The organism is Pseudomonas arsenicoxydans (genome assembly GCF_006438915.1).
Lineage (GTDB): Bacteria > Pseudomonadota > Gammaproteobacteria > Pseudomonadales > Pseudomonadaceae > Aquipseudomonas > Aquipseudomonas arsenicoxydans_A.
Genome location: NZ_RCZE01000007.1, coordinates 125,580 through 137,810 on the forward strand (window position 1 = coordinate 125,580; position 12,231 = coordinate 137,810).

Consider the following 12,231-nt stretch of genomic DNA (forward strand, 5'->3'; position numbering starts at 1 on the left):
CGGATGTGGCACGGCGCTGACCCTACACGGTCACGAAAGGCATGTGGGTATAACTATGTAGTGCACGTGCCTTGAGCAAACGGGTCATCCTCACGGCCCATTTCTCATGGAGCGAGAGCATGCCCGTTGATCAGAGTACCGAAGCCTTACCCAATGCTGCCGACAAGGAGCAGCTGAAAACAATTGCCCCCGTGGTTGTGACAGCCTGCCCGGGCTTGAAGGAAGAAGCCCACGCGGTCGCCAGCGAAATCCTGAAAAAATACGGCATCACCGGCATGGACCCGGATGAGGTCTGGTGGCACCGGTTCGATAACGTCTCGGCCAGCAGCACCAGAGCCTTTCTGGGTTGGGAGCACGCCCCCAAACCCTGTGAATCATTGACCCTGACGCAACTGGTCATCCAGGGATACCGCGTCACCGACCAAGACGACGCCCTCGAACTGAACAGTAACGGCGGGTTTTACACAGCAGATGCAAGCGCCAGCATTTTCAATGAAACCAATGAAGTGCGGATGTACCCCAGCAAGGTCCTCACGGACCTGTGGGAGATGAACCTCAGTGAACGCTATCTGAATAAACTGAACGCGTTCTGGGCCACTCATTTCGATGACTTCCGGACGCTGGCCAAAGGTAACTACCTCAGCAAGGCCGTCGAGGCGCGGCAAAACGGTCAACTGGAAGAGGAGGATTTTCAGACCGTCGTCAGGGCCGCCGTCGGTGCTGCGACCTGGCCGATCACCCTGGCGACCCTGCAGTCCCAAACCAAGCCGCCTGCAGATCTTCGTGTTTGCGCATTGGATGTCGCAGGGCATGTCGCCACCGATATTCTGCGCATCGTTGACCGCAACGGTCGGCAGATCACTTACGTTCCCGGCGCCGCACAGGCTTTCCACGTGCACCCGACACCGACGGACATGCACTGGTGGACTTTGCTGCAAATGAATGAGGAGCAGCCGCGCACCGAGTTCATGACCCATTTCCCGCTATCGGTACGTAAAGAAGTCCATGACAACATCACCCCGCTGATGAACCAGTTGGTCGGCACCTGGGGAAAATACGACCACCACTTGATCAATCAGAAAAACATCACGATCAGCGGCGATGCCTTCACTTGGCAGAGCCGGGCGGTCCAGAGCACGATGCTAGAAGAGGCGGATCTGACGCTGGTGACCCACGGACAAATGCGCAAACAGCTTTGGCTGGGTTACCTGACAGCCGGGCTGCATGTGTTTGGCCCCTTGGCGGTGATGGGCTGGCCAATCGCGTTGCCGGTGATCGGGGCCAGCATCGCCGCGATGGGCTTGAACATCGACAAGGCGGTCAATGGCAAAACGGCGGCGCAACGCAAGGCTGGCGTCATCGGCGCGGTGCTCGATGGCATCAATGTCCTGTTCAATATCCCGATGCTCAAGGAAGCCAGTGTTCTGGATGAAGTCGGGGCTTCAGTGGATGCCGCCGAAGCCGCCGACATGGCTTCGCTGAGGGAGTCGGACACTGCCGCTGAATCTACCGTAACGGAAGATCCGCGCGAGCCCGACAGTGCAGAGTCGAATCGCCCTCAACCCGACGGGTCACCTTTATCGCCGAAAGAACCGGTTGTAGTGCCTGAACAATGGCAATGCCATGAGCCGCTGGAAGGCGCAATGCTGTCTACCCAGAGCGGAAAATTTCAGGGGATCTATTCGCTCAATTCCAACCCATCGACCGCGATCAGGATGAACGACGTAGCCTATTACGTGCGCTTCGAAGCCGATGCCAACGGTGGCGGCAAATGGGCAATTATTGATCCAGAAAACCCCGACGCTTTCTCGGGCTCGCTTCCCGTTCGCCTGAACGTTGACGGTCAGTGGGAACTGATGACCCGCACAGGCCTGAAAGGAGGAATGCAATCGCCGCCCACCAACACGTTGGGTGAGTCCTCTCTACCCCAAGACGGGGCATGGGCGCAGGAACCCGGCACTTATGTAAAAAAACTGCGAAGTCCCCGCATGAGGGAATGGGCCCTCGGCGGTCCGGATGAGTTTATTACGGTTATTGAGGAAGAAGGACATGAAGTACAGACCAGTCGATTTGCCTGGCATCAGCGCATTGCACGTAACCGGCTGATACACGACGCCGAAGCCTACTACGAAGCTCATCCACCGTTGCCACCCGTGCAAACTTCTTCCCCCCCTCCGTTCAAAACGGCGGCAGAGCTGTTTCAAACAGCATCCGAACAAAAGTCCGGGTTGGTCTTGGGTCAGACTCCGGGCAGCATCGCCGGTAGAAAATTGTTGATCGAATATATGCCAACACTGGCGAAACTGGGGTTCAAGAGGCTCTATCTTCAAGGGCTACTGACCAACGCCAATCAAGTTGATCTGGACACTTTCGCTCGCACCGGGGAAATGCCCGCAGAGCTCGAAGACTACCTGCAGAAACTCGATCTCAAGACGGGTCAGGACCCGGAGGGAAAGTTCACTTCCCTGGAACTCGTGAAGGCCGCCAATGCGCAGCATATCCGTGTTCAAGCCGTCGACTGCGCGATTACTTACAACATCAATGGTCATGTCAGCCTCGAGCCGCAACAACAAATGGCACGAAGTTTTTTTGCTGGCGAAGTCATTCAACTGAATGAGCAAGCGCACGGATCAGCCAGTTGGGTGGCGTTGGTCAATCGGGAAAACATGAGCACCTTCAGGAGTTATCAAGGCATCAGTGAACAGGTGGGCGCTGTGAGTGTGCGCATCGATGAGGTGAGCCCCGGACTGGCGGAGCCCATTACAGCCGATTCCGGAGCGGCGGTGGTGTATGAGGACTCTGCGGACACGCCTGTCTATGATCTTCATGAAGCCTCCTTTGAGGACTTGAACGCCGTACAGTCATCCATCAAAGGCGCTTGGCGGCTGCCAGTGGAAACGCCCTGGACCTATAGATCCTCGACAAACCTGAAAGCCCTGTTGCCGGAGTCAGGCATGTACACCTTTCAGCGTTCTGATAGCGCCGTGCTTTTGGTCTATCGCAATGCCAACAAGCAGATAGAAGAAACCATTATCAAAACGATGCCCGGCGGATACATCGAACTCGATTCCCCCCTATGGCCGGACTTCGTCTTCAAGCCTTTCAATAATCTTGAAGCACTTAAAAACGCACTCGCCGCGAAGGGCATGAAACTCATGGGCTGGCCTGTCCAGCCGTTGGAAACGGCGGATGCCGTTGAACAAGTCGCCACTCAGAACACAACCTCCGAGGCATTCGGGACAGGCCAGGTGCTCGAAAAGCTCACTCCGACACTGCCTGAAATCGAGCCACAGACCGCAGTACCGGAGCACTGGCAGAGTAATGAAATTCTGGAAAGCGAGGCTCCTCTGGCCACCAGCGGAAAATTCCAGGGCATCTATTCGCTGAACTCAAACCCGTCCACCGCGATCCTGATGAACGATCAGTCCTACTACGTGCGTTATGAAGCCGACATCAATGGCGGCGGAACCTGGGCCATCATCGACCCGGCTAACCCACATGCCTCCACGGGTTCAATGCCGGTGCGATTGAATGGCGAGGGCGAATGGAAGCTGGCACCGAAAAGCGAATTGAGGGGCGGTGGCAAGGACCTGCCCGACCCCGTTCCCGGCTCCTCCACAGGAACCACCCATGCCCGGCCACCGGCCAGGTTTTTCAGACACTTGACTAAATACGACGCCCCCAATGGTCGCTCCTTGAACTTCCTGGCACTGGGAAAAAAAGAAACGCACATCAAAATTGTTAACCTTCCCGATGGGACCCTGAAAGGGGTGACTCCTTACGAAGAGTTCATCGCCGAACGACGTACTTCACTGGTGAAAGATGCGCGCGCATTCCATGCCCCAAAAAACTTCTTCGCCTCATTGCCCGCGCGTCCGGTACAGCCTGTTATCACGCCATCCATGACGCTCTCGGAGCTCATTGAGAAAATATTCGAGGCCGCACCCGGGTTAGTCATCGGTGAGAGTCAGGATCGCATTGCCAGCATGCGGTTCCTCATCGAGAACATGCAGACGCTGGCAAAGCATGGCGTCAAGACGATCTACATGCACCGTCTGCTAAACGACTTCATTCAGGTCGCCCTGAATACTTTTGCCGAATCAGGGCAAATGGATGGCATGTTGGAACTGTATTTGAAACAGCTCCAGACCGACCCTGCCGGTCAGTTCACCCCCCTTGAGGTTGTCCGAACTGCGCGTCAGTACGGCATTCGAATCCAGGCCACTGATTGCTTCGCGAGCTATCGGTATGAAGGCGCTTCCTTTGGCGTCACTTCACAACAATCCATCAAGAATTACCTCACTCATACGATCATCCAGGCCAACGAAGCCTACAGTCCCGGGAAGTGGGTAGCGCTGACTGGCCAGGAAAACACCAACACGTTCAGGGGCATCGCTGGCATCAGCGAAACAGAGGGGGGGATCGGTTTACGGATTGAAGAGGTACGTCCTGATCAGAGTCTGCACATCGAGATAGACCATGGAATCGAGGTCGGCCGTGACGTTCCGCTACAACCGCAAATGAACGGCGACTTTGACACTTTGTATGCCGACGTCAGCCTGGAAATGCCCACGCCTGCCATTCAACGAACACAGGAAGCAATCCTTCGACTCCTCTACCGTGCAGGCATGTTCACCATCGAGCGATCAGAAGATACCTGGACGTTGATCCATCGCAGCAGGACCGGTGAGATTGTGCGCACGATGATTGAGCGAACGGAGGGTGGCGCCTTTCTGATCAACCGTCCCGCCTGGACCGATATGCATCAAGTCAGCTACCAAAATATTGGCCTTCTTGTGCGAGCGCTCAACCGCATGGGTATGACGCTTGAAGGGCGTCTGCCCGTGTAACCAAGCAGGACCTGATACGCAAAAAGCCCCGTGAACTTACGCTCACGGGGCCTTTGAGGTGTTACGGACGATCAGTTGAAACCGGGATCACTCCCACTCAATCGTCGCAGGCGGCTTGCTCGACACGTCGTAAGTGACGCGGGAGATGCCTTCGATTTCATTGATGATGCGGCCGCTGACGGTTTCCAGCAGTTCGTAAGGCAGGTGAGCCCAACGCGCGGTCATGAAGTCGATGGTTTCAACGGCGCGCAGGGCTACGACCCAGGCGTAACGACGGCCATCGCCTACAACGCCAACCGACTTCACCGGTTGGAACACTACGAAGGCTTGGCTGACTTTGTGGTACCAGTCGGCCTTGCGCAGTTCTTCGATGAAGATGTGGTCGGCACGACGCAGCAGGTCGGCGTATTCCTTCTTCACTTCACCGAGAATCCGCACGCCCAGGCCCGGGCCCGGGAATGGGTGACGGTAGACCATGTCGTACGGCAGGCCGAGTTCCAGGCCCAGACGACGGACTTCGTCCTTGAACAGCTCGCGCAGTGGCTCGACCAGTTTCAGGTTCATCTCTTCCGGCAGGCCGCCCACGTTGTGGTGCGACTTGATCACGTGAGCCTTGCCGCTTTTGGCGCCAGCCGACTCAATCACGTCCGGGTAGATGGTGCCTTGGGCGAGGTACTTGATGTTGTCCAGTTTGTTGGACTGGGCATCGAAGACGTCGATGAAGGTACGGCCGATGATCTTGCGTTTCTTCTCTGGGTCGCTTTCGCCAGCCAGGTTGTTCAGGAACTGATCTTCGGCGTTGGCGCGGATCACCTTGACGCCCATGTTCTCGGCGAACATGGCCATCACTTGCTCGCCTTCGTGCAGACGCAGCAGGCCGTTGTCGACGAAGACGCAAGTCAGTTGGTCGCCGATGGCTTTGTGCAGCAATGCAGCCACTACCGAGGAGTCAACGCCGCCGGACAGGCCGAGCAGTACGTTGTCGGTGCCGACCTGGGCGCGAATGTTGGCGATGGCGTCTTCAGCAATCTTCGAAGGCGTCCACAGGGCTTCGCAGCCGCAGATGTCGAGGATGAAGCGCGAGAGGATGCGACCGCCCTGCTTGGTGTGGGTCACTTCCGGGTGGAACTGCACGCCGTAGTAGCCGCGAGCGTCGTTGAACATGCCGGCGATCGGGCAGCTTGGGGTGCTGGCGAGGATGTGGAAGTCCTGCGGCATCTTGGTGACCTTGTCACCGTGGCTCATCCACACGTCGAGGCCGAACAGGCCGTCGGCGTCGATGTGGTCTTCGATCCCGTCGAGCAGGCGGCTCTTGCCGACCACGTCAACGCGAGCGTAACCGAACTCACGCAGCTCGGAACCTTCAACCTTGCCACCCAGCTGTTCAGCCATGGTCTGCATGCCGTAGCAGATACCGAAGACCGGCACGCCCAGGTCAAACACCGCTTGCGGGCAGCGCGGGCTGTCGGCGACGTGCACGGACTCGGGGCCGCCGGCGAGAATGACGCCTTTTGGAGCGAATTCGCGGATCGCTTCGTCGTCCATGTCGAACGGATGCAGTTCGCAATACACGCCGATTTCGCGCACGCGGCGGGCGATCAGCTGGGTGTACTGGGAACCGAAGTCGAGGATCAGGATGCGGTGGGCGTGAATGTCGAGGGCCATGATTCAGTCTCGTCTAAGTAATTCAGAAACAGTCGTGATTCAGAAACAACTCGGGGCTGAATAAAACAGCCCCGGTTACTTAACTTTTTGCTGGAAGCCTCAACCTACGCGGTAGTTTGGCGCTTCTTTGGTGATTTGTACGTCGTGCACGTGGGACTCGGCCATGCCAGCACCGGTGATCCGCACGAACTCAGGCTTGGTGCGCATTTCTTCGATGTCGGCACTGCCGGTGTAACCCATCGAGGAACGCAGGCCGCCCATCAGTTGATGGATGATGGCGCTCAGTGTGCCCTTGTAAGGAACACGCCCTTCGATACCTTCCGGAACGAGTTTCTCGGCGCCTGCCGAGGAGTCCTGGAAGTAACGGTCGGAGGAACCCTGAGCCTGGGACATGGCGCCCAGCGAACCCATGCCACGGTAAGCCTTGTACGAACGCCCCTGGAACAGTTCGATCTCGCCCGGTGCTTCTTCAGTACCGGCGAACATCGAGCCCATCATCACGCAGGAAGCACCGGCTACGATGGCCTTGGACAGGTCACCGGAGAAGCGGATGCCGCCGTCGGCGATCAACGGAACGCCAGTGCCTTCAAGGGCAGCGGCGACGTTGGCGATGGCACTGATTTGCGGGACGCCGACACCGGCAACAATACGGGTGGTGCAGATCGAGCCAGGGCCGATACCGACCTTGACTGCGTCAGCGCCCGCTTCGGCCAGGGCCAGAGCGGCAGCGCCGGTGGCGATGTTGCCGCCGATGACCTGCACTTCAGGGAAATTCTGTTTGACCCAGCGAACGCGGTCGATCACGCCTTTGGAGTGGCCGTGAGCGGTGTCGACCACCACCACATCAACGCCGGCATTGACCAGGGCAGCGACGCGGTCACCGGTGTCTTTACCGGTACCGACAGCAGCGCCCACACGCAGACGACCTTGATCGTCCTTGCTGGCCAGCGGGTAAGCCTTGGCTTTTTCGATGTCGTTGACGGTCATCATGCCTTTAAGGGCGAATTTGTCGTCGACGATCAGTACGCGTTCGATACGGTGTTTGTGCAACAACTCGCGAACGTCGTTCTTGTCGGCGCCTTCCTTGACCGTGACCAGACGCTCTTTAGGCGTCATCACTTCACGGACGGAGACGTCCAAGCGGTTCTCGAAGCGCACGTCACGGGATGTGACGATGCCGACCAGGTCGCCATCGTGCAGTACCGGAACGCCGGAGATGTTGTGCATGCGGGTCAGTTCGAACAGTTCACGAACCGTGGCGTCTGCCTCGATCGTGATCGGGTCCTTGACCACGCCGGCTTCGTAACGCTTGACCTTGCGCACTTCGGCAGCTTGCTGCTCGATGGTCATGTTCTTGTGGATGATGCCGATGCCACCTTCCTGAGCCATGGCGATTGCCAGACGGGCTTCAGTGACGGTGTCCATGGCGGCAGAAACCAGAGGAATATTCAGCTCGATGCCACGGGTTAGGCGGGTCTTGAGACTGACTTCGTTAGGAAGTACCTCGGAATAACCGGGCACTAGGAGAATGTCGTCGAATGTCAGAGCTTCTTGGCTGATACGCAGCATCGCGGGGGCTCCCGAGCGGGAAAATGGAAGCGCGCCATTATAGTCAGACACCCCCTCGGGTTCAATGTAAAACTCTGTCTATTATCGATACGGTCGATTGACGGGCATTTAACCCCGAATTCTGTAGCAGCATGGCTTGCCCGCGATAACGTCCTTATGTCCGCCATCGCCAGCAAGCTGTGCTCCTACAGTTCGACTTTGACCCAACTGACTGGCTGATCCAGCCAATCGGCAAATTCATCGATAAAGCTCTGCTTGAACCCGGCTTCTGCCCAGTTGTTGAAGATAAAACCCAGGTTGGAAAAACCGCACTCCTGGAGGAAAAGGAACCCGTTGATGTCATCTTCATGCCCGCATTCGGGACAAGTGAAGTTATCGGTTCGGCCCGGCATCCAGTCTTCCAGGCTTTCGAACAGCGCTTCGCCGACTTCCTTGCGGCACTCGGCGCAGCCCGCCTCGCTCAGGAAACCTTTTGCCGGCGTATAGATGCAGCGCTTGGTGATGATCTCCAGGCCATTGATCGGCTCACCAAAGGGCAACGCTTCCGGGTGCAAGACCACCGCACGGGCGCCGTCGGCAAGGGCGTGGCCCATGCGATTGCCGGTGCGGCCGCAGGTGGTCAGTTCTTCCTTGATGATGTTTTTGCGCACCAGCCACCGCACGACCGCCCGGGCTCGGGGTTCGTGCACGGGCAGCGTAGAGATTTTCGGGACGATGATGCTTTGAGAGTTCATGGTGCGGCCCTGCAAATACTGAATATTCACCCTTGTGGCGAGGGAGCTTGCTCCCGCTCGGCTGCGCAGCAGTCGTATCCAACGCATGCGGTGTGCCTGACACACAACACTGCAGGTATTGGGGCCGCTTCGCAGCCCAGCGGGAGCAAGCTCCCTCGCCACAGGGACTGCGCCGGGCAGCTTAATCCCTGAGATGTTCCGGTCAAGTGCTCAGGTAACGCCCGATCAAGGCAATCCCGCTGGCCAGCACCAACCAGGTCACCAGTCGCACAAATGCCTCGCGCGATAACCTCCTGGTCAATCGCCGCCCGATCCACAGCCCCAAGGCCATGGCCGGCAACAAACACAGCGCCAACACCAACAAGGGTAGCTCGGCATACACACCTGCGACGGCAAACAGGCTCAAGCGCACCACCGTGCTGCAACTGATCAGCGCGCTCTGGGTCGCGCGGGCCGCCTCTTTGGGCAGGCGACTGTTCAAGTAGATGGCATACAAGAAGCCGCCACTGCCGAACAACGCCCCGAACATCCCGCCCACCGTGCCCATCGGCACCGCCCACGCGGCGGATAACTGCGTCGGACGGGTTTTGACCCACAGGCTGTAAATCGCATAGGCGCTGATAAACAGCCCCATCAGCAGCAGCAACACGTCTGACTTCAGGTTCAGCAGAAAAATCACCCCCAGCGTGCAACCCACCGCCATGCACGGCAGCAATCGCAGCAACTCGGGTTTCGCCACATCGCGCCTTGAAGGCAGCAGATTGCCAAACGCCGCGACAAAATCCAGCAGCACCAGCAACGGCACGATCTTCGACAGTGGCATGAACAGAATCAGAATCGGCCCCGCCACCAGCGCGGTGCCGAAGCCGGCGATGCCAAACACGATGTAAGCCAGAGCGATGCCCAGCCCGATGATCAGCCAATCCGTTGCGCCGAAGGGCCATTGGTGCAACATCTCGAATGCATTCATTGCAGGTCTTCCTTGAGTCCGGGCCCCGACTTTACCCCTGTAGGAGTGAGCCTGCTCGCGATAGCGGTGTATCAGTCGACAACAGTTTTGAATGCTAAACCGCTATCGCGAGCAGGCTCACTCCTACAAGGGATTTTTGTTGATGCATGGAGATTGATCGCCGAATGCCTTTAAACTGCGCCCCATGATTAAAGATCCCTTTGCAAGACTCGGCCTGGACCGTGAAGTCCTGACTGTCAGCCAGCTCAACGGCCGCGCGCGGGTGTTGCTCGAAGACGTGTTCAGCAATATCTGGGTCGAAGGTGAAATCTCCAACCTCGCCCGCCCGGCGTCCGGCCACGTGTATTTCACCCTCAAGGACAGCGGCGCCCAAGTGCGTTGCGCGTTGTTCCGGCAGAACGCAGCACGGGTTCGCCAGGCGCTGAAAGATGGCCTGGCGGTCAAAGTCCGCGGCAAGGTTTCATTGTTCGAGGGACGCGGCGACTATCAGCTGATCCTCGACACCGTGGAGCCGGCCGGTGACGGCGCGCTGCGTTTGGCTTTCGATGCACTGAAAGAAAAGCTCAGCGCCGAAGGCCTGTTCAGTGCCGAGCGAAAAGTGCCGCTGCCGGCGCATCCGCAACGCATCGGCATCATCAGCTCGCCAACCGGCGCGGTGATTCGCGACATTATCAGCGTGTTCCGCCGCCGTGCTCCGCAGATCCAGCTGACGCTGATCCCCACTGCCGTGCAAGGTCGCGAGGCCACCGCGCAGATTGTCCGCGCGCTGAAACTGGCGGACGCCCGCGGTTTCGACGCGCTGATCCTGGCCCGTGGCGGCGGTTCGCTGGAAGACCTCTGGTGCTTCAACGAAGAAGCGGTAGCCCGCGCCGTTGATGCCTGTGTCACGCCGATTGTCAGCGCCGTCGGTCACGAAACCGACGTGTCGATCAGTGATTTCGTCGCTGACGTTCGCGCCCCTACACCCTCCGCCGCCGCCGAGTTGCTCGCCCCGGACTCCAGCGATCTCGTGCGCCGGGTCGAAAGCCTGCATCGCCGGCTGGTGATGCGCATGCGCGACCGTTTGATGCGCGACCGCCTGCGCCTGGAAGGCATTTCCCGCCGCCTGCGCCATCCCGGCGAACGCCTGCGCCAGCAAGCGCAGCGCCTGGATGACCTGGACATGCGCATGCGTCGCGCCTTCGAGCACAGCCTCAACACCCGCCGCGAACGTTTGATTCGCTTGGAAACCCGCCTCGCCGGGCAACATCCCGGCCGGCAACTGGCGATGCTCCGCCAGCGCCTCGACAGCCTCGCCGAACGCCTGCCCCGTGCCATCCGCGAAGGCCTGAAGTCGCGACGCCTGCAACTGCAAAGTCAGGTGCAGACGTTGCAAGTGGTCAGCCCGCTGGCGACCCTCGCTCGTGGCTACAGCATTTTGCTGGACGAACGCGGCAATGCGATCCGCAGCGCCGAGCAAACCCACAACGGTCAGCGCCTCAAGGCCAAACTCGGCGACGGCGAACTGCAAGTACGGGTCGAAGACAATCACCTGACGCCTGTCACCCTTTCTTTACTGGATTGATCCATGCCGCGTTTTTTAGCTCCGCTGTTGTTGCTGTGCCTGACCTTCAACGCCCACGCCGACAGCTACATCACTCGCCTGTTGAACAAACCGGTGCCGGGCGGCGTGGCCGTGGTGGATCTGGGCGCCGCTGCCCAGGCGCCGAAAGCCAGCTATCAAGGCAAACCGGTGCTGGTGGTCAAGGAACAGAACAACTGGCTGGCGATTGTCGGCGTGCCGCTGACCGTGAAACCGGGTACGCAGCAGATCAGCAGCGGCGGTCGCAACCTGAACTTCACCGTCGGCAACAAGAAATACCCGGAACAACACATCACCCTGAAAAATACCCAGCAGGTCAATCCGAACGCGGACAACCTCAAGCGCATCGAAGGCGAACTGGCCGAGCAGATCCAGGCCTACCGCAGCTTCAGCCCGAACACGCCGAGTAACCTGCTGCTGGACAAACCGGTCAACGGGCCGCTGTCGAGCAAGTTTGGTGTGCGCCGTTTCTTTAATGGTGAAGAACGCAATCCGCACGCCGGGCTGGACTTTGCTGTGCCGGCGGGTACGCCGATCAAGACGCCGGCCGCGGGCAAGGTGATTCTGATCGGCAACTACTTCTTCAACGGCAACACGGTGTTTGTCGATCATGGGCAGGGCTTTATCAGCATGTTCTGTCATATGTCGAAAATTGATGTGAAGGTTGGGCAGCAGTTGGCGCGTGGTGGCGTGGTGGGCAAGGTCGGTGCTACTGGCCGAGCGACCGGGCCGCACATGCACTGGAATATCAGCCTGAATGATGCGCGGGTGGATCCGGCGATTTTTATCGGGGCGTTTCAACCTTAAATTAGTCGGTGAGGCTACTGACCTCTTCGCGAGCAAGCCCGCTCCCACATTGGA

Annotated in this window: 7 protein-coding genes; 3 read left to right on the plus strand and 4 right to left on the minus strand. The window is 58.6% G+C overall.

Features of this window, described 5'->3' with window-relative positions; all coding sequences use genetic code 11:
- Nucleotides 1–119: 119 nt before the first annotated feature.
- The gene (locus tag EAH78_RS16305; protein WP_140668423.1) at nt 120–4,850 is read left to right on the plus strand and encodes a membrane-targeted effector domain-containing toxin; all 4,731 of its coding nucleotides are present in this window, start codon (nt 120–122) and stop codon (nt 4,848–4,850) included.
- Between the two features lie 87 nt (nt 4,851–4,937).
- Here EAH78_RS16305 and guaA read toward each other — a convergent pair whose 3' ends face one another.
- The 4 genes from guaA to EAH78_RS16325 form a co-directional block, all read right to left on the minus strand.
- A complete protein-coding gene (gene guaA / locus EAH78_RS16310; RefSeq protein WP_027922773.1) occupies nt 4,938–6,515 on the minus strand; it encodes a glutamine-hydrolyzing GMP synthase in 1,578 nt (525 codons plus the stop codon).
- Nucleotides 6,516–6,614: 99 nt separating this feature from the next.
- Complete coding sequence (gene guaB / locus EAH78_RS16315; protein ID WP_140668424.1) at nt 6,615–8,084, minus strand: IMP dehydrogenase; 1,470 nt, start codon at nt 8,082–8,084, stop codon at nt 6,615–6,617.
- 185 nt (nt 8,085–8,269) lie between these two features.
- A complete protein-coding gene (locus EAH78_RS16320; RefSeq protein ID WP_140668425.1) occupies nt 8,270–8,818 on the minus strand; it encodes a sugar ABC transporter ATPase in 549 nt (182 codons plus the stop codon).
- Between the two features lie 202 nt (nt 8,819–9,020).
- A complete protein-coding gene (locus tag EAH78_RS16325; RefSeq protein ID WP_140668426.1) occupies nt 9,021–9,788 on the minus strand; it encodes a sulfite exporter TauE/SafE family protein in 768 nt (255 codons plus the stop codon).
- 184 nt (nt 9,789–9,972) lie between these two features.
- On the opposite strand from EAH78_RS16325, the gene xseA reads away from it, so the two are divergent.
- Both xseA and EAH78_RS16335 read left to right on the plus strand, forming a co-directional pair.
- On the plus strand, nt 9,973–11,352 hold the full coding sequence (gene xseA / locus EAH78_RS16330; protein WP_140668427.1) for an exodeoxyribonuclease VII large subunit: 1,380 nt from the start codon (nt 9,973–9,975) through the stop codon (nt 11,350–11,352).
- A gap of 3 nt (nt 11,353–11,355) precedes the next feature.
- A complete protein-coding gene (locus EAH78_RS16335; protein ID WP_140668428.1) occupies nt 11,356–12,177 on the plus strand; it encodes a peptidoglycan DD-metalloendopeptidase family protein in 822 nt (273 codons plus the stop codon).
- The last annotated feature ends 54 nt before the right edge of the window (nt 12,178–12,231 follow it).